This is a genomic window from Robertmurraya sp. (genome assembly GCF_036676585.1).
Classification (GTDB): Bacteria; Bacillota; Bacilli; order Bacillales; family Cytobacillaceae; genus Robertmurraya_A.
The window spans coordinates 1-24,951 of the sequence record NZ_JAKFCQ010000179.1; the positions used below are offsets into that span (position 1 = coordinate 1).

General features: G+C 37.8%; 26 protein-coding genes and 1 pseudogene. 23 read left to right on the forward strand and 4 right to left on the reverse strand.

Going from position 1 to position 24,951, the window contains the following annotated elements:
- The first annotated feature begins 142 nt into the window (after positions 1-142).
- From ACGLXV_RS22325 to ACGLXV_RS22365, 9 genes are all read left to right on the forward strand, one after another.
- Positions 143-1,174, forward strand: a complete 1,032-nt coding sequence (locus ACGLXV_RS22325; RefSeq protein ID WP_119707746.1) for a Bug family tripartite tricarboxylate transporter substrate binding protein — start codon at positions 143-145, stop codon at positions 1,172-1,174.
- 57 nt (positions 1,175-1,231) lie between these two features.
- On the forward strand, positions 1,232-1,684 hold the full coding sequence (locus tag ACGLXV_RS22330; protein WP_391560354.1) for a tripartite tricarboxylate transporter TctB family protein: 453 nt from the start codon (positions 1,232-1,234) through the stop codon (positions 1,682-1,684).
- A 33-nt stretch (positions 1,685-1,717) separates the two neighbouring features.
- The gene (locus tag ACGLXV_RS22335; protein ID WP_391560355.1) at positions 1,718-3,244 is read left to right on the forward strand and encodes a tripartite tricarboxylate transporter permease; all 1,527 of its coding nucleotides are present in this window, start codon (positions 1,718-1,720) and stop codon (positions 3,242-3,244) included.
- Between the two features lie 72 nt (positions 3,245-3,316).
- A complete protein-coding gene (locus tag ACGLXV_RS22340; RefSeq protein WP_391560356.1) occupies positions 3,317-4,903 on the forward strand; it encodes an ATP-binding protein in 1,587 nt (528 codons plus the stop codon).
- A 3-nt stretch (positions 4,904-4,906) separates the two neighbouring features.
- The gene (locus ACGLXV_RS22345) at positions 4,907-5,614 is read left to right on the forward strand and encodes a response regulator (protein ID WP_119707749.1); all 708 of its coding nucleotides are present in this window, start codon (positions 4,907-4,909) and stop codon (positions 5,612-5,614) included.
- A gap of 209 nt (positions 5,615-5,823) precedes the next feature.
- The gene (locus tag ACGLXV_RS22350; RefSeq protein ID WP_391560357.1) at positions 5,824-8,631 is read left to right on the forward strand and encodes a M14 family metallopeptidase; all 2,808 of its coding nucleotides are present in this window, start codon (positions 5,824-5,826) and stop codon (positions 8,629-8,631) included.
- Between the two features lie 122 nt (positions 8,632-8,753).
- Positions 8,754-9,551: an ABC transporter ATP-binding protein gene (locus tag ACGLXV_RS22355; protein WP_391560358.1), complete on the forward strand. Its 798-nt coding sequence runs from the start codon at positions 8,754-8,756 to the stop codon at positions 9,549-9,551.
- Positions 9,552-9,676: 125 nt separating this feature from the next.
- Positions 9,677-10,711, forward strand: coding sequence for a DUF3231 family protein (locus tag ACGLXV_RS22360; protein WP_391560359.1), 1,035 nt, complete (start codon positions 9,677-9,679; stop codon positions 10,709-10,711).
- Positions 10,712-10,917: 206 nt separating this feature from the next.
- A complete protein-coding gene (locus ACGLXV_RS22365; protein ID WP_391560360.1) occupies positions 10,918-11,367 on the forward strand; it encodes a hypothetical protein in 450 nt (149 codons plus the stop codon).
- 55 nt (positions 11,368-11,422) lie between these two features.
- Here the strand turns inward: ACGLXV_RS22365 and ACGLXV_RS22370 are convergent, their stop codons facing one another.
- Positions 11,423-11,908, reverse strand: coding sequence for a hypothetical protein (locus tag ACGLXV_RS22370; RefSeq protein WP_391560361.1), 486 nt, complete (start codon positions 11,906-11,908; stop codon positions 11,423-11,425).
- Positions 11,909-12,126: 218 nt separating this feature from the next.
- Between ACGLXV_RS22370 and ACGLXV_RS22375 the strand changes: the two genes are divergently transcribed.
- From ACGLXV_RS22375 to ACGLXV_RS22395, 5 genes are all read left to right on the forward strand, one after another.
- Complete coding sequence (locus tag ACGLXV_RS22375) at positions 12,127-12,270, forward strand: hypothetical protein (protein ID WP_391560362.1); 144 nt, start codon at positions 12,127-12,129, stop codon at positions 12,268-12,270.
- Between the two features lie 12 nt (positions 12,271-12,282).
- Positions 12,283-12,744, forward strand: coding sequence for a cytochrome c oxidase subunit II (locus ACGLXV_RS22380; RefSeq protein ID WP_391560363.1), 462 nt, complete (start codon positions 12,283-12,285; stop codon positions 12,742-12,744).
- A gap of 19 nt (positions 12,745-12,763) precedes the next feature.
- Entirely contained in the window at positions 12,764-14,458 is a 1,695-nt protein-coding gene (locus ACGLXV_RS22385) for a cbb3-type cytochrome c oxidase subunit I (RefSeq protein WP_391560364.1), read from the forward strand.
- Positions 14,459-14,533: 75 nt separating this feature from the next.
- A complete protein-coding gene (locus ACGLXV_RS22390) occupies positions 14,534-15,169 on the forward strand; it encodes an SCO family protein (protein WP_391560365.1) in 636 nt (211 codons plus the stop codon).
- Positions 15,166-15,723, forward strand: a complete 558-nt coding sequence (locus ACGLXV_RS22395) for a hypothetical protein (protein ID WP_391560366.1) — start codon at positions 15,166-15,168, stop codon at positions 15,721-15,723. Before ACGLXV_RS22390 ends, ACGLXV_RS22395 begins: the two co-directional genes overlap by 4 nt.
- A 77-nt stretch (positions 15,724-15,800) precedes the next feature.
- Here the strand turns inward: ACGLXV_RS22395 and ACGLXV_RS22400 are convergent, their stop codons facing one another.
- The gene (locus ACGLXV_RS22400; protein WP_391560367.1) at positions 15,801-16,139 is read right to left on the reverse strand and encodes a DUF3889 domain-containing protein; all 339 of its coding nucleotides are present in this window, start codon (positions 16,137-16,139) and stop codon (positions 15,801-15,803) included.
- A 66-nt stretch (positions 16,140-16,205) separates the two neighbouring features.
- On the reverse strand, positions 16,206-16,769 hold the full coding sequence (locus tag ACGLXV_RS22405) for a CBO0543 family protein (protein WP_391560368.1): 564 nt from the start codon (positions 16,767-16,769) through the stop codon (positions 16,206-16,208).
- Between the two features lie 196 nt (positions 16,770-16,965).
- Here ACGLXV_RS22405 and ACGLXV_RS22410 point away from each other — a divergent pair, with 196 nt between their 5' ends.
- A complete protein-coding gene (locus ACGLXV_RS22410) occupies positions 16,966-17,454 on the forward strand; it encodes a YsnF/AvaK domain-containing protein (protein ID WP_391560369.1) in 489 nt (162 codons plus the stop codon).
- Positions 17,455-17,524: 70 nt separating this feature from the next.
- A complete protein-coding gene (locus tag ACGLXV_RS22415; protein WP_391560370.1) occupies positions 17,525-17,929 on the forward strand; it encodes a YsnF/AvaK domain-containing protein in 405 nt (134 codons plus the stop codon).
- Here ACGLXV_RS22415 and ACGLXV_RS22420 read toward each other — a convergent pair.
- Positions 17,926-18,523: pseudogene (locus ACGLXV_RS22420) on the reverse strand (LysR family transcriptional regulator substrate-binding protein); the annotation flags it as partial. The gene ACGLXV_RS22415 and the pseudogene ACGLXV_RS22420 overlap by 4 nt on opposite strands.
- A 358-nt stretch (positions 18,524-18,881) precedes the next feature.
- On the opposite strand from ACGLXV_RS22420, the gene ACGLXV_RS22425 reads away from it, so the two are divergent.
- The 7 genes from ACGLXV_RS22425 to ACGLXV_RS22455 all read left to right on the forward strand — a co-directional run bounded on the left by ACGLXV_RS22425 (position 18,882) and on the right by ACGLXV_RS22455 (position 24,950).
- Positions 18,882-19,040 (forward strand): hypothetical protein, encoded by a 159-nt coding sequence (locus tag ACGLXV_RS22425; RefSeq protein WP_391560371.1) that lies wholly within the window; start codon positions 18,882-18,884, stop codon positions 19,038-19,040.
- A 27-nt stretch (positions 19,041-19,067) separates the two neighbouring features.
- Complete coding sequence (locus ACGLXV_RS22430; protein ID WP_391560372.1) at positions 19,068-19,628, forward strand: GNAT family N-acetyltransferase; 561 nt, start codon at positions 19,068-19,070, stop codon at positions 19,626-19,628.
- A gap of 105 nt (positions 19,629-19,733) precedes the next feature.
- Complete coding sequence (locus ACGLXV_RS22435; RefSeq protein ID WP_391560373.1) at positions 19,734-20,963, forward strand: TolB family protein; 1,230 nt, start codon at positions 19,734-19,736, stop codon at positions 20,961-20,963.
- A 198-nt stretch (positions 20,964-21,161) separates the two neighbouring features.
- Positions 21,162-22,109, forward strand: a complete 948-nt coding sequence (locus ACGLXV_RS22440; RefSeq protein ID WP_391560374.1) for a VOC family protein — start codon at positions 21,162-21,164, stop codon at positions 22,107-22,109.
- Between the two features lie 26 nt (positions 22,110-22,135).
- Positions 22,136-23,242, forward strand: a complete 1,107-nt coding sequence (locus ACGLXV_RS22445; RefSeq protein WP_391560375.1) for an alpha/beta hydrolase family protein — start codon at positions 22,136-22,138, stop codon at positions 23,240-23,242.
- A 15-nt stretch (positions 23,243-23,257) separates the two neighbouring features.
- Positions 23,258-24,166, forward strand: a complete 909-nt coding sequence (locus tag ACGLXV_RS22450; RefSeq protein WP_391560376.1) for a fumarylacetoacetate hydrolase family protein — start codon at positions 23,258-23,260, stop codon at positions 24,164-24,166.
- Positions 24,167-24,185: 19 nt separating this feature from the next.
- Positions 24,186-24,950 carry a cyclase family protein gene (locus ACGLXV_RS22455; protein WP_391560377.1) on the forward strand — a complete coding sequence of 255 codons (765 nt, stop codon included), beginning with the start codon at positions 24,186-24,188 and terminating at the stop codon, positions 24,948-24,950.
- Position 24,951: the final 1 nt, after the last annotated feature.

A 24,951-nucleotide genomic window follows, 5' to 3' on the forward strand; every position in this document is an offset into this window, starting at 1 on the left:
CTGGTTTTTTTGTGTTGTTTTTCCTCGTGAACAATATGAACAAAATGATTAATAAGTTTTTAATGTTGTTTAAATGTATAATTCAAAAAATGTTCAAAAGTTTTGTAAAATTAAGAAAACGCTTACAAAGGGGGATTCAAAAATGTTTTCTATTAAAAAAATATCAGCTTGTTTTTGTGCAGGAGTATTGGCTCTCAGTCTAGGTGCCTGCAGTAGTGGTGAACAAACAGCAGGATCTGATAAGAAGGAAAAAAGTACAGGGTACCCTACAAAAGCTATTTCAGTGGTAGCACCCTCAGGAGCAGGTGGTGGTTGGGACTTAACGGCCCGCTCGTTGACAAAGGTGTTAGCAGAGACAAAGATTGTGGAACAACCGTTAACGGTAGAAAATAAACCGGGTGGTGGCGGAGCTGTTTTTATGGCTGAATATGCGACCCAACAAGTAGAAAATAATGACATGCTGTTTGTTAATTCTCCACCGATTATCATTAATAATTTAAAAAAAGAAGGAAATAGTCCATTCGGGTACAAAAATACAACTCCTCTCGCACAGTTAACGAAGGATTATGGAGCGATTGTTGTAAAAGCAGATTCCAAGTTTACCGACTTAAAGTCCGTTTTGGAAGAAGTAAAGAAGGATCCTAGTAAACTAACATTTGCAGGCGGTTCTGCACCAGGATCTATGGATCACTTAATTTCTATTCTTCCCGCTTATAAATATGGTGTGGATCCGACAAAAGTGAAGTACGTGTCCTATGATGGCGGGGGAGAAGCGATCACGGCATTACTTGGTGGAAATGCAGATGTAATTGGAACGGATGCTTCTAGTGTGAAGGAATTTTTAAAATCAGGTGATGTACGAGTGTTAGCTGTTACTTCAACCGAGCGTATTGGTGGTGACTTCAAGGATGTACCAACAGCGATTGAACAAGGTGTAGAAGCTGAGTTTACCATTTGGCGTGGGGTATTTGGTCCTGAAAAAATGTCAGATGAAGCGAAAGAATATTGGGAGTCGTCCTTAGAAAAGCTTGTCAATTCTCCAGAATGGAAAAAGGAAGTAGAAACACAAGGCTGGGAAATGGAATACAAAAACAGTTCCGAATTCACAAAGTTCTTAGAGGAGCAGGAAACACAGGTTCAGCAATTATTAACAGCGTTAGGTATGGAGAAATAGATAAGCTTGGGGAGGAGGCTTCCTTCTCCCCTTATGCTTTTTGAAAGGGGAGTACCAATGGATATTAAGTTCGATCGTATCGCTTCTGTACTTTTTCTAGCAATTGGAGTTCTGTTTATTATCGGGAGTCGAAATCTCGCTAGCACTTCATATGGAAGCTCTGTAGGGCCTGATATTTTTCCTTCCATTCTCGGTGCCTTACTTGTCCTTTTAAGTATTCGTTTATTTTACGAAACTTTTGTGACGAGGAGCAATCACGGTGAAAAGGAGAAGCTGCAATACAAGCCATTTCTTATCATCTTTGTTGCTACGCTTTTTTATATTTTGACATTAGAAACAATTGGGTACGTCATTACGACTTTTATCTTTTTATTTGTATGCTTTCAGACAATGGAACGTACAAAATGGGTGAAGTCTCTCATCATATCTGCTTGTTTTTCAGGAATTGTGTATTTTTTATATGTACAAGTGTTAAAAGGAACTCTTCCTGGCTGGCCAATTTGGTTTTAGCTATGAAAGGGGTGTAGAGAGGAGAAGGGAAGCATGGACACACTTGACTATTTAATTCAAGGTTTCGGAACGGCACTAATCTGGTATAATCTCGCATTTGCTTTTGTTGGAGTGTTAATAGGTACAGCTGTAGGTGTGCTGCCTGGAATTGGTCCAATGAGTGGGGTAGCACTGCTAATTCCAGTTACCGCATCCATTACAGGTGGACTTCCTCCAGAGCAAGCAGCTACAAGTGCAATCATTCTGCTTGCTGGAGTGTATTATGGAGCGATGTATGGTGGTTCGACCACATCGATTCTATTAAATACACCTGGGGAATCATCATCAGTTGTTACGACGTTGGATGGTTATCAAATGGCGAAAAAAGGGAGAGCAGGAAGTGCGTTATCGATAGCAGCGATCGGTTCATTTGTTGCTGGTATCATCACTCTTATAGCACTTATTGCATTGGCCAAACCACTGTCAGCTGTTGCTCTGAAATTTGGACCAGCAGAATATTTTTCTCTTATGTTATTAGGTCTAGGTGCTGTAAGTGGTTTAGCAGGAAAATCTGTTACAAAGGCATTGATTATGACCACTTGCGGGTTACTACTTGGAACAATTGGTATTGATAGTGTCTCAGGTATTGCTAGATTTACGTTTGATGTTCCGTGGCTCTATCAGGGAATTGAATTTTTAACTATAGCTGTTGGCTTGTTCGCTCTAGGTGAAGTTTTCAAGACAATCTTAGAAAAAGAAGAAGATGAGGTACATGTTGCAAAAATCAATAATTTACTGCCTTCCAAGGATGAATTCAAGGAATCAGCTGGACCGATTGCTAGAGGTTCGATACTAGGCTTCTTTGTAGGAATATTACCAGGTGCAGGTGCGACGCTCGCTTCCTTCTTTTCTTATATTTTGGAAAAAAAGATATCTAAGAACCCTTCCAAATTCGGTACGGGATCCATTGCAGGGGTTGCAGCGCCGGAGTCTGCAAATAATGCAGCATCGGGTGGTGCAATGATCCCATTATTAACGCTTGGTATTCCAGGTTCAGGTACCACAGCGATATTAATGGGTGCACTGATGATGTATAACGTCCAACCAGGGCCGTTATTATTTGAAGACCATCCACAGGTTGCTTGGGGACTAATTGCTAGTATGTTTATTGGGAATATCATGTTATTAATATTAAATCTTCCATTGGTAAAAGTGTTTGCGAAAATTATTCAAACACCTAAGCAATTCTTGATTCCTATTATTATCGCAATCTCCATCTTTGGTGTGTATGCCGTTCAAGTTTCCACATATGATTTATTGCTGTTATTAGGATGTGGAATTCTTGGGTACTTTTTAAACAAGAATGACTATCCTATCGCACCAATAGTACTAGGGTTGGTGTTAGGGCCGATGGTTGAAAATAATCTACGAAGAGCGTTAACAATTTCTAATGGAGATTTCAGTGTGTTTTTGACAAGACCGATTTCCCTAGCTTTTCTACTCATTACACTCCTTTGGCTAATCATTCCTTTCCTAATGAAAAGAAGAGGGAAAGAAGTCATTATTAACGTGGAAGGATAAATTATTTGAAATAGTTCGAAAACTCCTTTTAATAAGGAGTTTTTTTAATATAATGAGAATAGAGGTGTTTGGATGCGTTTACATACAAAGTTAATGCTCGGAATTTTTATTGTCATAGTTGTGATTGGAGGCTTATTTGGGTACACCTTTAAACAAATCATGGAATCAAATCTGAAAAATGAAATTGGTTTAAAAGCGTTATCAGTGGCCCAATCTGTCGCAAATATACCGGAAATACAAGAAGCTTTTCAGACAGAAGATCCGGCTGCTATTATTCAACCCATTGCAGAAAAAATCCGAAATCAAGTAGGTGCGGAATTTATTGTTATCGGGAACTTAGCTGAGGTCAGATATTCCCATCCTAATCCTATACGTTTAGGGCAGAAGATGGTTGGGGGAGATAATAGTCGAGTTTTTAAAGGGGAATCGATTATCTCAGAGTCAACGGGGACATTAGGACCTTCACTCAGGGGGAAAGCACCTATTTTTCATAATGGAGAAGTCATTGGTGTGGTATCAGTTGGGTATCTCCAGACGGATATAGAGATGAAGGTGGCAAAAATACAAAAAAAGATATTTGTGGTTACCTTCCTGATTTTAATAGGGGGACTACTAGCGGCTCTTTTAATCTCTTTAAATATTAAAAAAGCCATGTTTGGATTAGAACCAAAAGAAATTGCCTGGATGTATCAGGAGAAACATGCCATTTTAGAATCGATTCATGAAGGAATTATTGCCATCGATACAGATGGCAGGATCACAGTTGTAAATGAAACAGCTCATAAAATTTTACGAGTACCAAATGAAGTCTTACTCAGGGGGAAGAGAATTGAAGAGGTTTTAGAGAACACGAAGCTCCTGAGTGTGGTTCGGACAGGGATGGCTGAATATGACCAGGAAATGATGATTTTTGGTTCTGTCTATTTGGCTAATCGAATTCCTATTCATAATAAGAAAGGTAATGTGATTGGAGCGGTTGCCAGTTTGAGGAATAAATCTGAGCTAGCACATTTACTGCAGGAATTATCACATGTAAAGGCTTATGCAGAGGGATTGCGAGCACAAACACATGAGTACTCCAACCGTCTTTATACTTTATTAGGATTAATCCAATTAGGGTCATATAAAGAAGCAATTGATTTTATTTCTCATGAAGTGGATGTTGCTCAAGGGTTTGTTCAATTTCTGATGAAAGAAATTCCTGATCCCATAATTGCTGGATTTATCTTAGGAAAGACAAGCTTGGCGAGTGAATGGAAAGTGAATTTCCTTGTAGATAGAGAGAGTAGTTTTAAAGATATTCCTGATGAGATGAATCGAGACTCGCTAGTCACGATTATCGGGAACTTAGTCAACAATGCTTTTGAAGCAGTAAGGGACAGTGAAAAAGAAGAAAAAATTGTAACCCTGTTTCTAACCGATCTCGGGAAAGATCTAATTATTGAAGTCGAAGATAACGGAAATGGAATCGAAAGTAGCAAAAGTGATTTGATTTTTCGCGAAGGGTATTCAACCAAGAACAAAAAGAGTAATGCGGGTATCGGACTAAGTCTTGTTCATAGGGAAATTGAAGCTCTTGGTGGGACTATTACCTTTTCAACACAATCAGGGGAGGGTACGATTTTCACTGTAGCGATACCGAAAAATAGGGGGGAGTAAACAATGGGTAACCGTGAGATCGAAGTGCTAATTGTTGAAGATGATCTTAGAATTGCTGAGATACAACAGCGGTATATTGAGCAAATACAGGGGTTTCAAGTTGTTGGGATTGCGGCTAGTTATCTAGAGGCGAGAACATTGATTGATATCTTGAAGCCAGATTTGCTCCTGTTAGATGTTTATTTTCCGGATATGAATGGATTGGACTTACTGAAAGAAACGAAACAGCTTGAAAAACATACAGATGTGATCATGATTACCGCTACAAAAGAGTTAGATAAAGTCCAAGAGGCAATTAGTATCGGCGTGTTCGATTATATGATTAAACCTGTCGTCTTTGATCGTTTTAAGCAAGCATTGCAACGATATCAAGATTTCCATAAAAAACTACAATTATTAGGAAAAGAAAATACGCTTATTACACAGCAAGAGGTTGACAGTCTTCTACGGAAAGAAGTAGAAGTAACTAGTAACAATGATCGCACGTATTTACCAAAGGGAATTGACCCATTAACCCTTGAAAAAGTACTAGAAGTACTAGGAAAAGTAGGAGTTGGACTAACGGCTGAGAGCGTGGCAAAAGAAATTGGTATTAGTAGAACAACCGCTCGCCGTTACTTAGAGCATCTGGTATCAGTAGAAAAAATTGAAGCCGATTTAGCTTATGGGACAGTTGGCCGTCCTGAACGTGTGTATATTGTAGATAGATAGATTGATATGAACCTCTTCCTAATATAGGAAGAGGTTTTTTTATGTGCAGGTTGAGCCTTATGAACTAGTAGTTAGCTATATATCCATGGTGAATGGCGGAATTTGTCGATGAATTCCCTTCGTATATCGAACTAAATTCCCTGTTTGTTTTCCGAATATTCTGTTACGTTAACTTGGTAGTCTATTATATACATAGAAGGGATGATTTTATGAAGAAGCGATTTACGGCTTTACTAGGATTTTTACTAGTTCTAGCCCTATTCACACAGGCAGCATTTCCTGTTTTAGCAACTGAAACAGTCGAAGCCTACGATGTGATAGAGTTAGAGACTAGTAGGTCTTTATTCTCATTAACAGAGTCTAGAACAGTAGAGGTACAAGCGGATTTTGGGGATAATGTTGATTTGAGTCAACTAGAGTTTCAATTTGGAGGGAAGAGCCTCTCCGAATGGAAAAAGTGGACAAGTGGGACAAATTATAATGGTGAACCTTTTATTAAGGTGATCGAAGAGCCACATTTTGTTGATGGCACAACAACCATCAAAGCAACATTAGAGTTTGGTCTTCTTTATAATAGAGACAATCTCTCAAACCGTACGATTCGTACGCAATATCAACAATTTATTGGAGACTATGAGCTAGCATTAATAAATCCTGCAAGCCAAACAAAGGCAGCCAAAACGGTCAAACTTAATGTGTATGATCAATTTCATTTCTATGAGGAATTAAAGCCAACCATTGATCAAGTATTCGAGGAAGCAAATGCGGCAAATGACCGTTATCTCGAGTACCAAAGTCTTGGTAAAACTGTACAAGGTCGGGACCTGCATTTTGTTATTTTAGCAAGAGATCAAGCCGCAGTTGATAAGTATTTGAACGAAACTTTACCTACCGCATTAGAAAATCCTGAAAGTTTATTAGAAAAGCTTGAAAATGGAACAATGGGAGATTATCAAGTTCCCGTGTGGATTAATAATATTCACCCTGATGAAGTGGAGGGTGTGGATGCACAAGTTGAGTTATTTAAGAAATTTGCTCTTGAAGAGGAAGTCACTTTTAAAACGGTTGATGACGATCAGGAAAAACCTGTGACATTGAATGTGGATGAAGTTCTTGATGATGTCATCTTCCTATATATGTTTACGAATAACCCTGATGGCAGAGTACTTAACACAAGAGCAAATGCTAATGGATTTGACTTAAACCGTGATAATCACTATCAAACTCAAATCGAAACACAGGAAGTCACTCAAGAGATTGCGAAGTGGACTCCACTTTCCTTCCTTGATATGCATGGATATGTGAGTGGCTTCTTAATTGAACCAACTACTCCTCCACATAACCCGAACTTTGAGTATGATTTACTTTACAGCAATATGATTGACCAAGCTCATGCGATGGGGAAAGCAGGGATTAGTAATTCTGCTTATAACTCTTATGAAATTCCAGCCTTAGATTATGGGGATGGTTGGGATGATATGACCCCAGCCTATACAGCGATGTATGCGATGTTGCATGGTTCACTTGGTCACACCATTGAAACACCAGCATTAAGTCAAAATGGATATGATGCTATGTATGGTACGGGTCTTGGTGCAACGCTTTATGTTACTGAAAACAAAGATGAACTTTACAAAAACCAGCTTGAAATTTTTAAGCGTGGTGTAAATGGGGAAGATAATCGTGCCGTTGATGAATACTTTGTTAATGCTGACGGAGAATCTATTGGTCGTGTAAGAGGAGACAATGAAAACTTCTTCCCAGAATATTATGTAATACCAGCTGATGTGGCGGGGCAAAAAAATACTCTTGAAGCAACGAAAATGATAGAGTATTTACTTCGTAACGGTGTAAAGATCGAACAAACGACAACAAATACAGAAGTAAATGGTGTCACTTATTCAAAAGGAACATATGTAGTTCCTATGGACCAAGCTAAACGTGGATTGGCTAATGCGATGCTTTATAAAGGTGACGATGTATCTGACTGGGGAGCCATGTACGATCCGATCGTTGTTAACTTCCCGGCTTTAAGAGGGTTTGATATTGATGAAGTTCGTGTATCAAATGCTTTTGAAAACAAAACGACAGACGTAGAAAATATTACATTACCAACAGGTGAAGTGGTTGGTAAAACACCAAAGCAAGTATTATCAAACACTAATAATGACACAGTGAAACTAGTAAATGAGCTATTAAGAGACGGTAAAGTCGTTGAAAAAGCAGTGGAAACAAGGGGCAAAGTGAATAAAGGCGATTATATTGTGAGTACAAAAGATTTAGCTGGTTATGCTGATTTTTACTATGAAGCTTCACCAGTTGGAACGACGCAAAATGTAAAAACAGAAAAATTATCTCTTCCTAAAGTGGCTGTAACGGGGTCATCTCAATTAATCTTCTCGTTGAAGGAATTAGGTTTCGAACTAGTGAGCCAAGAGGAAGCAGATGTAATTGTAAGTGATAGTGGTACCTTTAATGCTAGCAGTCTTGCAGGGAAATCGTATGTTGGTATGGGTGTTTATGCGCTCAATGCTGTGAAAAATAGCGGTTTGCTACCAGGTTATGAGTGGGATTACACAAGTGCAGGACACGAAGGGCTGTTAAAAGCAAAAGTAAATGATCATCTACTAACTTCTGGCTATCAGGCCGATGAGCTTCTGTATACAACCAATGGGGCATGGATTACATCCGTTCCTAAGGAGGCAGAGGTACTTGCAACCGTAAGTAGCAGTGATGACTTCTATGTTGCTGGCTGGTGGCCAGGACACGAAGAGGCAAAGGGTCAAACACTAGCCTTTACTCAAAATCTTGAAGACACCAACATTACTTTGTTTGCTAATGACTTAGCATATAGAGCACATACGCAGTATAGCTATCGTCTACTAGCTAACAGCATCTTTGCTTCGGTTGGATCCGAAGTATCGAAGAAGGGCAAAGGCTCTGTGAAGGATAAATTCATTGAGAAGAACAACCAAGTGGAACCATCCTTCTTTGAAAAAGGAAGAGATAGAGAGTAGAACGAAACACAAACAAGAGGGTTCTCAGTCTTAGGATGAGAACCCTCTATTTTTTAATTAATAAAAATTTGCAATAATGTGATAATATAACGGTAACCTGAGGGAGTGAAGGGAGAAACAAGATGGTATTACATATGGAAGATGTTTCGTTAATAAAAGGGGAGAAGTGGATATTACAGCATATTAATTGGAGCATTCATAAAGGGGACAATTGGGTTTTATTTGGGTTAAATGGTGCTGGAAAAACCGCATTGCTAAATATAGTAAATGCTTATTATTTTCCAACAAAAGGGAAAGTCAGCGTGCTAGGTAGAGAGTTCGGGAAAGATCCTATTGGAGGTGAACTCCGAAAGCATATTGGGTTTGTATCTTCTTCTTTACAACAAAAATTCCATCCTGGGGATAATGCCTTTGAGGTCGTATTAAGTGGTGCTTATGCTTCCATTGGTCTTTACGAAACACCCACAGATGAAGTTAGAGAAAAAGCCATCACTTTATTAAAAGAGCTTGGCTGCATCCATTATGCGAATCGTAACTATGAGAATCTCTCACAAGGAGAAAAGCAAAGAGTTCTTATCGCGCGTTCTTTAATGGCAAATCCGTCTCTACTAATCCTGGATGAACCTACGAATGGCTTAGACTTCATCGCGCGAGAAGAATTTTTAGAAACAATTGAGGAAATTGCTAAAAGAGAACATGCACCAACAATGGTTTATGTAACTCACCATGTAGAAGAAATTTTGCCTATTTTTAATAAAACATTGCTATTAAAAGAAGGATATGTTTTTTCGGCAGGAGATACAAACGAAATGATTTCAAGCTCTAAATTGTCTCACTTCCTTACTATGGATGTAGAAGTGATTTGGAAGAACGGTAGACCATTGGTTTCTAAACGTACAGCAAGTAAAAATTGCTCCTGAGCCGTCTTTTATCGAGATAGGCTCTTTTTTTATAAAATGACACGCAGATATATTCCATTTATATAGGCATAAAATCCAAATGGTAGAAAAAACTAAAGTAAAATGTGTGTGAAGGAGCTTTTACCTTGAAGACTATAAAGCCGATTAAATTGGGCTCAACTAAAACAAGCTCGAAGGAAAAATTAACGTCTGCAGAAATGGGGAAACTCTGGGCAACGTATTCTGGTAACAGCATGTCAAAATGCATGTTAAGCTATTACCTTCAACACGTTGAGGACAAAGAAATTAAAGCCTTATTAGAGAATGCACTAAAGATGTGTGAAGAATTTATGAAAACAAGTAAAGAGATTTTAGAGAAGGAAAATTTTCCAATCCCTATTGCGTTTAGCAAAGACGACGTAAATTTAGGTACCCCAAGATTATTTGAAGATGAATTTTACGTTCATTATTTGAAATATGTTGCAAAAGCAGGTATGAGTATTTACAATGTTGCCATCCCACTTGTTTATAGAGACGATGTTAATGAGTTTTTTACTTACTCTTTGAAATCAACTATAGATCTTATGAACCAAATCAAAGAAGTACTAATGAATAAAGGATTTATTATTAAGCCACCATTAATCCCAGTTCCTGAAAAAGTTGAATTTGCTCATAAGGATTTTTTAAACGGCTACCTAGGACATGTACGCCCTTTACACGCATTAGAAATTGCCCATTTTTACGATAATATTGAAAATAATGTAACTAGTAAGGCTTTGATTGCAGCATTTGCACAAGTAGTAAAAGATGAAAAAATTCGCGAGCTGTTTCAAAAAGGTAGAGACATGACGACAACCAATATTGAGCACTATATGAAAATGCTACATAATGAAAATTTACCTTCACCTTCTTTCCTAGATCATTTAGTCACAACATCTACGTTCTCTCCTTTTTCAGATAAGCTAATGTTATTTCACAAAATGGATATGTTTTCAATGAAAATGAGAGCGTTTGGTAATTCAGTAGCTGTTAATGGAAGGCATGACGTAGGGCTACTATATACAAAATCTTTGATGAAAATTTCCACATTTGTAGAAAGTGCTGCAAGAATTATGATTGAAAAAGGATGGATGGAACTACCACCCAAAGCTGTTGATAGAGATAATTTGCAATCTCAATAAAAAAACGAACATATGTGTTAACAACTTCAGTTCAAATATGACATTGTAGTTAAGCTAAAAGGGCAATTAATCTAGGAGGATTAATGCCCTTTTTTATTGAATTAATTAGTACAACCTATTGTACTAATTTACAAATCAGTTAAATAAAATATTGTAAAATATTAAAAGTATGCAATGGACTTCCATATTACATAAAGGAGAGAACTATGAAGAAAAAGAAAAGTGAACTGAGACGATATACGGAAAATACCATTGGGTTGTTCCTTTTAAACGGAGTAGTAAACAATATGAACGGGGATCCTATGAGTATCCCGTATGTAATGATCCAATACGTTGTGTCGACATTAGCGTTTACTTTTCTACTATTAACGATTGCTACCTTAATTGGAAAAAGGTTTAAAAGAAGAAATACCCCGTCTAAAATAGGATATGCCATCAAGCAGACAATTGTTGGATTTATTACCATATTAGCAGTTTTTTCGTGGATCTTATTTAAAGAAACTGAACCACTTTTTTACGTAGGTCATGGAGATTGGCTGCTGGTGGTTGGATGTATTGTTATGATTCTTACAGGAATCATTCCTTTCGTTTACGTAAGAAAGCTAAGAAATGAAGAAACCCTGGGAGTTGATGAAGAGAGTTCGCTACGATTATAGCCTCGCTAACCATCTCTGGGTTTATAGATTAATGTCCCTTTTGTTGTTAAATACATTACTTTCCATCATTCCTAATAATCAATTTATGCTTGGGTAATAAAAAACCGAAAGTTAGAAGGAAAACTAAAATGGAAATAGACCAATGCCATCCTTTGTATTTCATATATCCAGAATGGATCATCCCAAATTCTATTAGAAGTGATAGAAAAGTAAAACCAATTGTCAATTTCCACTTATTATTCTTTGTTAGGTAATTTAAGTAAAGAATTGAAAGTGAGGTTGGTATAAAGGTATAACTGAGAATATCTCCAATGCCAGCCTTTTTTGGGTGACCAATATCAAAAGCATCAATGACTCTAGCAATCATGCCGTCGCTAAACCAAGTAGCAAACCCTACAACTCCAAATGTAATATAGATTTCCCTCCAAGTAATATTTTTTTTACGGATAAAAAGGGCTGTTGTGGTTAATAAAATGCTTATGATTACTGGAAACCATAAGCCCTTTGCTCCAAAATCTAAATTCTCGATGATTTTCTGCATTTTATATACTCCTTTTTAAAGTTAGGCTTATTTTTTCTCATGGAAAATTATATATACTATAAATCCAAGAAAGGTTGCTTTCCAAAGAGGAGGCACCTTTTTTTTATTTACATGAGCAAAAGTTGTTAAAGATTTTTTTCACAACTGTGATTTGGTTCACTACAGTGATTATCATTCTCAAATTATCATGGAAGTAAGAAAACTAAGGGGGAATCACTATGAGCGAGAACAATGTTGATAATCAAATGGAGAGTAATTTCTCAACATCAAAGGTTGGGACATGGATTTCTGTAGGAATGGTTGCAGGTGTAATACTTGTTTCTTATTTTATTTTATTTGGACTTTATATGAGTCGAGTATAGGGGGGAAGAGATATGCATCTGGATGAAAAAATTTGGCTGACACTAAGTTTTGGTATGATTATGATATTTATGTTAATCACAGGTTATCAGACCTTTGCTCTCGAGATGGGCCCACCAAGTCATCAGGAAACGATTGATCCTCAGAGGGTAGATCAAACCGCACCCTTTAATGAACCAGGAATAAAGAAAATTGGTGAGAACGAATATGAAGTGGTCATGACGTTGCAAATTTTTAGCTTTACACCCAATGCGATTGAAGTTCCTGCTGGGTCAAAGGTTCACTTCATTCTAACTTCAAAGGATGTGGTACATGGATTTGAGGTAGCAAACACAAATATTAATGCAATGGTTATGCCAGGGCATATACAGAAAATTACTCAAACCTTTGATCAACCAGGAGAGTATTTAGTGTTATGTAACGAATATTGTGGGGCTGGCCATCAAATGATGAGCATGACCATTAGCGTGAAATAATCAAAAGGGGGGACGTACATTGGAAACAGTAATACCATCAAAGGAAAAAGTGACGGTTTTTAACAAAGCCAATCAAGTGTTTGGAATTCATATAGAGGATGCAAGAATCACGAAATCATATCTTTTGGTTGCTTTTATCGCATTGCTACTTGGCGGATTCCTCGGTTTATTACAAGGACTGAACCGTGCGGGTGTGTTGGAACTACCTGTATGGCTAAATTATTATCAAATCCTTACAGCGCATGGCCTACTACTGGTAGTGGTGCTTTCGGCATTTTTTACAATCGGCTATTTCTATGCAGGATTATCACATACATTAGGAGGACTACTTCCTAAAGTGAGAAAAATGGCTTGGATTGGATTTTGGATGAAAATGTTTGGTTTTGTCTTAGTTGTTATTCCTATTTTAATGAATGAAGCGTCTGTTATGTATACATTCTATCCACCTATGGCAGCTCACCCCATGTTTTATTTTGGACTCGTTTTTATTGTACTTGGGGTATGGATGCTAGCAGCAGGAGCTTTTGTGAATGTTTCCCACTGGAGAAAGACTCATAAAGGACAGCATCTTCCTATTCTTGCTTTCTTTGCTACAGGTGTATTTGTTTTATTAGTTGGTGCAACGGCGTTTGTTGCGGTCGAAGTACTTTTTATGATAATTCCATGGTCACTGGGATGGGTGGATACGATTAATGTAATGGTGGCACGTACACTGTTCTGGGCTTTTGGTCATACGGCGGTAAATATTTGGTATTTAACAGCCGTTTCTGCATGGTATGTAATTGTGCCAAAGATTATTGGAGGCACCCGATTTAATGATTATTTAACACGTGTAGTGGTAATTGCCTTGGTTATTATGAACATCACCGGTGGATTTCACCATCAAATTATTGACCCAGGCATTTCGCTCCCGATTAAATTCATGCACGTATTTATGAGTTTGGCTATTGGTTTTCCTTCTTTAATGACGGCGTATGCGATGTTTAGAGTTTTCGAAATGACCGGTAGAAGAAAAGGTGGAAAAGGAGTATTAGGCTGGTTGAAGAAACTGCCTTGGGGTGATGTGCGCTTTCTATCTCCTTTCATTGCCATGGCAGCGTTCGCCCCTGCTGGAGCAGGAGGGATCGTTCAGAGCACGAACCAATTAAATCAGGTTGTTCATAATACGATGTGGATCGTAGGTCACTTTCATTTAACTCTTGGAATGACAGTAGTGATGACATTTTTCGGTATTAGCTACTGGTTAGTTCCTTTCGTTTCAAAACGTGTTTTGACTCCACAGATGAATAGAATTGGAGTGGTACAAACCATTATTTGGACCATTGGAATGGTCATCATGGCTACTTCAATGCATATTGTTGGGTTGTTAGGCTCTCCACGAAGAACATCATATACCACATATGGCGAGCATGCTGCAGCCCAAGCTTGGGACCCGTATATGATGATGATTGGAATTGGCGCAACGTTTTTATTGATTGCTGTCATCATTCAAGTATACGCCATATTTAATATGATGTTCTTTGCTCCAAAAGGGGAAACAGAGTTCCCTATAGCCGAGGTTGAAGCAGCAGAATCTCCAACACCATATTTAACCGAGCGTTGGGGTGTTTGGGTAATTATCATGCTAATCGTTGTTGCTATGGCCTATGTATTGCCGTTAACAGATATGATCGTTAATGCTCCACCAGGATCGCCACCATTTAAAACATGGTAACAATTTTGATAAATAGATAGCTCGAAGGTGTGGGCTATCTATTTATGCTCAGCTTAGGATATGGAAGTGATCTCCATGCTAAAAAACCGACATACTACTATTTCATATATCGTGGTAATTTTGTTTGGATTTCTTTTGTTTTATATCGGAACAGATGGATTTAAAGCATTTACTGCAGAAACTGCCAGAATAAATGAGTTAAAGGAGGAAAAGCCTGTCTTTCCACAAGTAACAATGGAGGACAGCAAAGGCCGAACGTATTCTCTTTCCGAATTCGATAATAAATATGTATTAATTACCTTTCTGTACACCTCTTGTGGAACTGTCTGTCCTCAGTTAGAAAAAAATATGGCAGAACTTTATGAGAGACTTCCTCAATATGTAGGAAACGAAATCTTATTTCTAAGTATTAGTTTTGATCCCACTAGAGATGACCCAGATAGACTAGAAACGTATCGAAAGGCTTTTGGTAGTGATGGGGACACGTGGAGAATGGCAAGAATCGTTGATAAGAACGAATTAGATTTGTTGCTGAAGCGATTTGGTGTCATTGTTATTCCAGATGGAAACGGAAACTTTACCCATAATTCTGCCTTCTATTTAGTGGATAAAACAGGGAGATTAAGTGAGGTAATGGATTATACAAAAATTGAGGAAGCTGTTGATAAAATTGCCACCTTGATTGAAAGTGAAAAGGGGAATAAGAAATGACATCCTTCATATATGGCTTGTTGTTATATATTTTTCTCATGATTCCTCCAGTAGCTAACTTAGTAGAATCCATAATGATTACACATATGCACATGCAAATGCCCTTCCTTGTTATAGCTGGCTTCTTAATGGGTAAACTCTTTCAACAAAGATTCCCGCTTTTCTTTGAAAAATGGAATAGCAATGGCATCCCTGGAATCACCTTGTTTTTGATTATAATTATCTATTGGACGATCCCTCGAACGATGGACGAAGCACTAACCGTACAAAGTGTTGAAGTATTTAAATTTATTAGTTTGCCATTTCTAGCAGGAATTCCACTAAGAGACAGCTGGAGCAAACTCAGCTCCTTTGGAAGGAATGTGGTAATTGTCATTTTTATGATTAAATACTTTGGGATGGGAGCTCTCTATATTTGGTGGCCAAGTCAATTGTGCAACAACTATCTATTAATTGACCAACTCACCCTCGGATGGGGATTTATAACCACTGCTCTTTGCCTGTTATTCTATTTAATTTATGTGTTTATGATAGACCCTTCTGACTATGAGTAAAACAGAAAAAAATACTAAAAAGCCCAACAATTATTTGTTGGGCTTAGTGGCCGTTACATACTTTCAAATAATAAAAATTACCTAGTTGTTTCCCTATATTTAATATCTTTAATTTGTTCGGTTTTATTATCGAAAGTGATATCAACAAACACACCAAATTCTTTACTGTCTGTTTTTAACCAAAGTTTAAATTTTTCTGTTGAGAATTTTGCGCCTTTTTCTCTGCCGATGTGAAGATAATCAATAATATTAGCTTGGGGATATTTTTCTTTTGTCTTCTTCATAGCTACTTGCCCCCATTTAGCATAGGGAGGTGCTTGGTGTTCAGCATGTATTACATGGTTAGTACCAAGGATTGGAAAATCTCCAAACAAGAATAAGCCAAAAAGCAACTGAATGGATAGAATTATTTTCATGACCAAAACCTCTTTTTTATTTAGTCTTTTTCATGTTTCTTGAGGATATACCAAATGCTAAAAATTTTATCCATTATCTAATTTATTATAGCTTTCAATCTTTGTAAGCCGATAGGCTGTAAAATAAAGTGTTAAAAAAATAATAAAATCATACAAAGTCGACCAATTTTTAGGGTTATAAAAATCAATAGCATCAAAGAGATTCATTCCTCCAAAAGCAGCAATGGATGAGAAAATAACTCCCTTTAATAAGGGATTCATATTTGGTTTTATTTGTAGTGCAAACATCACCGCAACAGGTGCTAAAGAGAAGTGGTAGGGTAAAAATAGAAAAGGTGCTAATGGGATGATTACCATCGGATACGACCAAAGTCCTAAAGATAAAGCAGCAAGGTCTATTGTTAATGACAATATGATAGTCATCAAACCGCCTAATAGAAGACGTCCAGTACTATCCTTCTTCCTGAAAGAAAACCAGACAATCCATGGAATTATAAATAGGGCGACTCCAAGCCACCATTGCCAAGTAAAGAAAAATTCTTCCGATACTATTTTTGCAAATAAAGAACTGATCTCTGTAAACTGGCTATAAGCTTTTTCTGATTGAGCGAGCCCTTTTTCTAATGCCATTTCGTAACATCTCCCGCAAGAAGTAATAATATATTTTTTCCGTTTAGGACTCAGATATTCAAGATTAAAAAAACTATAACAAAATACGCATTTATAACCTCAAAAAGCTCTGTTACTTAATTTTATTAAGAATAAATAAAACTTAAGGGTACATGATAAAAAAGCTTGACTAAATCAACTTCTAAGGGGGATTTTTATGGGCGACTTTTTAGGCTTATTTGGGGATGACAAAACAAGCAATCAAGATAATGATACTCAATTGACAAACCAAGATAACCAATCAAGCGGTACAATACAGCTTCATAAGGAAGAGTTAGATATAACAAAAAATAATGTCGGTGCAGGAGAAGTAGTCTTGTCCAAAGATGTTGTTGAAGAACAAAAAACTATTGATGTTCCAGTAATGCATGAGGAAGTTGTTATTAAGAGAACGCCAATAAATAATGAGCGAAGTGATCAATCCATCATCTCCGAGGAGACTATCCGTATTCCTGTTACCGAAGAAAAAGTTGAGGTAAATAAGTACACGGTAACTACTGAGGAGATTTCCGCCTCTAAGCGTCAAGTTCAGGAAACTCAGCAAGTTCAAGAAACCCTTAAACACGAAAATGCACATGTTAATACAACTGGAAGTGTAGATATTGTTACCGATGGTACAGGTTTTGAAGATATAAATAACAGCTAAAAACAAAAACACCTTTTCATTGATCAATGAAAAGGTGTTTTCACCATCTTTCTATGGGAGGCAAATTAAGTTGCATGATAAGCAGAATTCAACTCATAACAATGATGAAGAATTGACGCTAGAATTACATAAGGAAGAGCTTGAGGTAAATAAAAAAATTATTGAAACCGCAACGGTGAACGTATATAAGAGAACGTATACCGTAGAAAAGCAAATTTTGGTTCCAGTAACTTATGAAGAACTGATCATAGAGAAAAGGTCACCGAATGAAGAAGTCGAAACGAAATGTATTCCTCTAAGTGAAGAGCGAATTGAGGTAACGAAACATCCAATAATTTTTGAAGATGTTGAAATTTATAAGGAAAAAATTGAAGAACATATGCAAATAAATGAAACTGTAAAGGAAGAAAAAATTCACATTGATGCTGTAGGAGATATAAGTATAATGGGTGATAATCAAACTTCAACTGTTTAATATACTCCTTTTTCAGTCTTACTAAATGATTTTAATACTAACTCGGTAAAAGCCTCTACTGCTGGAGATAACCACTTTTTCTTTTTTATAAGCATATGAGAATAAATTGGTTCAAAGTTTTCAGAGTGTGTTAGGACTTTTAGCTTTCCATTCTCTACATGTTCTTTCACTGTAATGTAAGGCAAGGCAGAAAATCCAATCCCACTCATAACAATCTGCTTCATTGCTTCTATACTCCATAGCTCCATTGTTTGAAAGTTGTGGATGCCCTGCTTTAATAGGTGTCTTTCAAACATTAAGCGATAACTGCAGCCCTCTTCATTTGTGATGAAAAAATGGTTGTGGTTATTTTCTTTATATTCATCAAAATGTTCTGGCCCGTCAGACTACTTACAAGAACGATTTCTTCCTCAAGTAAAGAATAATGAATGCATTTTTCAAGTTTGATTTCTGGGTGAGCATGAATGCGATGTCCACCCGTACGCTTAATAAGTCTATTTGGTATTGACCACAGGTACCATTGGTCAATATTAATTTGACATTAGGATATTTTAAGCTAAATTCCCTTATTATTGGACCTAACCTGGAGATGGTATTTCCATTTTGTTTCTCCCAAAGTTATCTATCGAAAAAAATGATAATAAATTTTATAAATTCAATTTTATTTATAATTAATATCATCATACAATTAATGATTCTCTTCAATCCATAATGCTTTATTTAACCTTAGCTATTTTTCTAGGATGGCTAGCATTACTTTTATGGTCAGGGTTTGGCTCGTTGTTCAAAAGATTTTTCGCCAAACATGAAAAGTCATTTCGGTTAATTATGTGTTTGTTATTGATCTACTCAGCTGTAACTATTTTTATGTAACATATGCCTTTCAAATAACATAGGATTTTCAAAACGATCTATCGAATTTTATTACTTATATAAAAGCGGGAGGTATTTTATGAAAATTGGTCAAAAAATAGGTGAAGGAAGTTGCTCAGAGGTATTTGAGTGGGAGAACGATAACAAAATTATTAAATTGGCAAAATCAAATATAAATAAAATTGCAATGCAAAGAGAATTTGAGAACAACCTTGCTGTTTGGAAAATGAATCATTAAGTAGCTAGTTAGATGGGAGAAATCCATATGAGAATTAAAACTGTTGGTACGTGGGACGATGAACTTTGGCAAGACGCAAGCCCCCTCTTTTTGGAGGCATTTGGAGATAAGGGGGCCAAACCGGTTCATATTATCAAAAATATGTTTGCACAAGGAATTGCCGAGCTTCATGTAGGGTACAACGAGTCAGTAGCGGTTGTGATGGCTCTCACAGGAAAGCTAGTATCTGACAAGGTGATGATTATCGACTATTTAGCCGTATCTGAAAAAGTGAGAGGCTATGGGCTCGGTAAACACTTATTTGATTATCTGCAACAGAAAGCAGTTGCTGAGGGGTATCAGAAATTAATTATCGAAGTAGAGTCAGAGGAAACAACAGATAATAGAAGGCGTATCCACTTTTGGCAATCATGCGGCTTTTTTCTCACAAAGTATGTCCATCACTACATCTGGGTGCCGGAAACCTACCACGCCATGTATGTTCCCCTCAATGCCGATTCGAGGAAGGTAACTGGAGAAGAGCTGTTTGTGTATATCAATATTTTTCATCGGCTATCGTTTCGTGGAGGTGGGAAAAAAGAAGGTTAGAGGTTTCTTTCTTTACTTTAAAGGTTCTATTTACGCTTCACCCACCAATTATTTCATTATAAATAACATTTAAGGACATCTTAAGAAAAGAATGGAGGGTACTCTATGTTCTTTCGAGTGATGTCTATTTTTATGTTAATTTTCTTTCTTCAATCAACAAGTACGAGCGCTGAAGTACCATTAACCGCTGCTTTTGTACGAGACAATCAACTATGGGTCAAACAAGGGGAGCAAGAAACACAACTGACTCATTCACAATATGTCTATGCCCCACAGTGGTCTTACGATGGCCGCTTTATTGCTTATATTGATAGCGACGAACAATGGTCCAAGTCTGATCTATTCATTTATGACTTAGCGAAAAAAGAAAGTTATCAGCCTTACATAAAAGTGGAGACTTCCGATTATAAGTGGTCACCAATCAGGAACCAAATAGCTTATAATAGTCAGGGCTTATTAAATGTAACTAAAATAGAAGATGGTCGACCTCAAGGGTTTGAAAATGTATCGTTAGGCGTGAGTAGCTTTGAATGGTTTCCAAATGGGAAAGAGTTCATCGTGTCTTCTCAATCGAATTTGTTACCTACAGGTTGGGGACCGATTGAGTTGTTTAGAATCCCAGTCAATGCAAATCTAAAACCAGAAAGAATGAAGCGCTTTTATACGGTTCATACTGACCCAAATGATCTATTTGCGATAAGTGCAAATTATTTTAAATGGAGCCCGGATGGAAAATGGCTTAGCTTTCTTGGGGTCCCAACGGCTTCTTGGGCGATGGATAGCAATTCATTGTGTGTTATATCATCAGATGGAAAAGACTTTCAAGAAGCAGGAAAGATGCTTGGTTTTAAAGATTGGATGAAATGGTCACCTTCGAAGAATCAATTGGCTTATATATCTGGGGAAGGAAGGTTCTTTGTAGAAAACAAAAAAATGACCCTTGCTGAGATGCCTACTTTTTTACAACAGAAGAACTATACACCTAAAGGGTATGTGGACCTTGATCTTGAATGGTATTCGTCAAACAACGTCATTGTCGCACGTTCAAAAGAGAACACGGAATGGAAGGAAGGGCCTGTTCCAACAATGTTCACATCTCTTTATTTGATCGATGTAAAGTATAATGTACAAAAACAACTTACCTACCCTAAAGGCAAAAAACGAGATGAAAATCCACAGGTGATAAGTGAATATATAACATGGGTCCGTCATAATGGGAAAGAGCTAAAGGGTGACGTGTGGTTTAAAAAAGGACTGAAAGGCAAGGAGAAGTTGTGGATTCAAAATGTCGACTTTGAACCAGTTTTTTATAAAAAAGGAGACGTCCATTATTAAAGTGATTGGTATCTATTACAACATCTTACTATTGAGAGAGAAGAAAAAGAGTTATACGAATTTTTTGAAAAAGACAAAAAATCATATAAATTAAGATAAAAAAGTAAACGTTTTCAAAAATAAACCCCTCTATAATAAGGATAAATAAACCACTACTTAGTGGATTGAAAAACTACTACTGTTTTTGGAGGGGAAGTTATGTACAAAAATCCACATTATTTTTCTCATTTGGCTCATGTTGAATTAATTAGTCCAAAACTAGAGGAGTCGGCTGATTTCTTTAAAAATATTATTGGTCTAGAGGTATCCGACCGGACGGAAACCTCCGTGTATTTCCGGGCTTGGGGAGAACACTATCACCACAGTTTAAAAATTACAGCTGGTGAAGAACCTGGATTAGGACATATCGGTTGGCGCGCAGATAGTCCTGCTGCTCTTGAGGAAGCTGCGGCTCATATTGAGAAGCTAGGGCTAGGAAAAGGCTGGATTGAAGGAGATCTTGGTCATGGTCGGGCCTATCAATTTACTTCTCCAGATGGACATTTAGAAGAGATTTTTTGGGATGTGGAGATGTATGAAGCTCCTGCGGTATTAAAAAGCAAATGGAGAAATCGTCCACAAAAAAATCCTGGTCGAGGTATTTCACCACGTCGTATCGATCATATCACTCTGCACAGCAATGATGTCACAAAGGATCGTGAATTCTATCAAAACATTGGATTCCGTTATAATGAAGGAATTTTCTTGGATGCAAACGAGCCTGCAAGTCCAGAAATTGGTGCATGGCTTTCTGTTACTAATCTTTCTCATGATATAGCATTCTTGAAATCTCATACTGGAAAACCAGGTGGATTTAATCATGTTTGTTATGCAGTAGAAAGTAGAGAAGAGGTCTTATTAGCTGCTGATCACATTGTTGAAAGCGGATACAACCTAGCGATGGGTGGACCGACACGACATGCACTTGCAGAAGGTTTTTTCTTTTATGTTGATGAACCAGGTGGAAACAGATTTGAATTATATGCAGGAGCGCATCTCGTGTTTGCACCTGATTTTGGTCCATATAGATGGAGTCTATCAGAGAATCCGAACGATGCTTGGGGCAGAGAAATGCCATGGGATGCATCGGGGAAAATTATTAAATAAAAGCAATAGTGAGGGGATGTACTACAATGTGGCACTTTTTTCCGGATAATTATATGTGGTCCTACCAAGTGGTAAGAATGATTAGTCAATCCTATTTTGGCGGCGGTGAGGTAAATGAAATTCTTGACGCTGCTAGCCGAATGAAGGTAGGTGATTTTGAAAGCTTCCATCATGAATGGATGAGACTTGGAAATAAAGCTTTAACAACAGCAAATGACGCGATGGATAAAGGATATAAGGAAACAGCTCGATCAGGTTATTTACGTGCGGCAAACTATTATCGTTGCTCTGAATTTTTCCTTCAGCCTGATGACAATAGAAAACTACCAACCTATTTAAAAGCAGTAGATTCATTCCGAAAGGGAGGGGAGTTATTACCGAATCCCCCAAAGGCGATTAATATTCCTTTCGAACAAGCTGTTCTACCAGGTTATTATTTCGAAGCACCTGGTCAGAAGAGAGGACCATTAATGATTATGTTCGGTGGTCTTGATTCAACTGCTGAAGAGCTCTATTATGGTCCAGCTCAATTCTTGAATGAAAGAGGGATTTCGCTCTTAGCTGTAGATGGACCAGGTCAAGGAGGAGCACTTCGTCTCCATCATATTCATTCTCGCCACGACTATAATCTTGCGGGAACTGCAGCGTATGAATGGGCCGTGGAAAACCTGGAGGTAGACCCGAATCGAATTGGAATTATGGCCGTCTCCATGGGAGGTTACATGGCCGCGAGATGTGCAGCGTTTGAACCGAGATTTAAAGCATGTGCGATTTGGGGAGCGGTGTATGACTATAACGATGTATGGGCAAAACGGCCAGATCATCACCCGTTAGCAAAGATTCTCCAACATATATTTGGAGTAGAAGATATGCCTGCAGCAAGAGCTAAGCTGCAACACTACAACCTAAGGGGAGTAGCAGAGAAAATTCAGATGCCAACATATATCGTACATGGAGAAGATGATCGACAAAACACCGTTGATAATGCCCATAATGTATTTAATGATCTTACATGCCCTCGCTGGTTAAAAATCATTCCAGCAAGTAGTCCAGGCTCATCGCATTGTCAGGTGGACAATATCACAGAAACGTACGAAATGTATGATTGGCTGAAGGAGCAACTAGCAAAATAGTTAGGAGGGAAAGGAATGAAGTTCATCACTTTTACCAATCGAGAACAACAACAAAGGGCTGGCATTCTGATGAATGACTCTGTGATTGATCTTAACTTTGCCTCTAATGGTGAACTTCCAGAAACAATGGCAGATTTCATTAAGAATCAATCCCTATATATACCGGTTGTTCAGTCGTTACTAGAGACAAAAGATCTCCCTTCTATTAATCTAAAAAATGTACAGCTAACAGCACCACTTCCAAACCCAACTAGTTTTCGGGACTTTGTTGCCTTTGAAACACATGTAAAGAATGCAACCAAGCGTTCGGGTGATACAGTGGCACCGGAATGGTATGAAATGCCGATCTTCTACTTTTCTAATCCAAATGCCATGAAGGGTCCGAAAGAAGAAGTGAAACGACCTTCAAGATGTATACGCCTCGACTATGAACTTGAGCTTGCCTGTGTGATTGGTAAAGAAGGGAAAAATATAAAAGCGAGTGAGGCGGAAGATTATATTTTTGGCTATACCATATTAAATGACTGGTCTGCAAGAGATATTCAAATGAAAGAAATGAAAGTGTTATTGGGACCTGCAAAAGGGAAGGACTTTGCAACATCCATTGGTCCCTACATTGTAACAAAAGACGAATTGGAACCATACCGAGTGGGGCAACGTTTTAATTTAGAGATGACTGCAAAGGTGAATGGGGAAGTTCTTTCTAAAGGAAATTTTAAAGATATTTATTATACCTTTGGTGATATGATCGAGCGAGCTTCAGAGGATGTGGCTCTTTACCCTGGAGATATTATTGGTTCAGGCACAGTTGGATTTGGATGCCTGATGGAGCTAGGTACAGAGGTCCATCGCTGGCTAGAACCTGGCGATGAGGTAGAACTTACGATTACAGGCCTTGGTTCTCTTACAAATAAAATCATTTGAATATGGTTAGGGGGAGCGTATGAGGAGAATAGTGGACCTGAGTGTATCAATTGAAGAGGATATAAAGGATCCTCTTCCTTTTTCCATTCGTTACGAAACACATGAGGAAGGAGCAGAGTTCGGAGCCAAATTAGTGGGCGTGACTCCAGACGATTTTCCTGAGAGGAAGGGATTAGCTGGAGAGTTCCTTTCTCTAACAAGTCATACTGGTACTCATGTGGATGCCCCTTGGCATTACTGGCCCACATCAGAAGGGAAACAGGCCCGTACCATTGATGAAATGCCACTCGAATGGTTTTTTAACGATGGAGTGGTCCTTAACTTCACAGAAAAACCAGCTGGATATGCAGTAACGGTTGCAGATTTACAAGAAAAGCTTAAGGAAATGGACTATCAGCTAAAGCCTTATGATATTGTAATGATTCGTTGTGATGCAGATAAAAAAAGATATGAACCTTCCTATAGCGAAATTCATGTTGGGGTAACGGCTGAAGCCACACTTTGGTTGATTGAGCAAGGAATAAAGGTGATGGGGACAGACGGATGGGGATGGGACACTCCTTTATCCATTCAGGCAGCTGATTATTTGAACAACCCACGTCCTGGGGTGTTATGGGCAGCCCATTTCGCAGGTAAGGAAAAAGAATATTGTCAAATTGAAAAACTAGCAAACTTAGATCAGCTGCCTTCGTTTGGATTTAAAGTGTCAGTGTTCCCGGTGAAAATTAAAGGAGCTAGTGCTGGGTGGACTAGGGCGGTAGCTATCATAGATGAAATGAAATGAA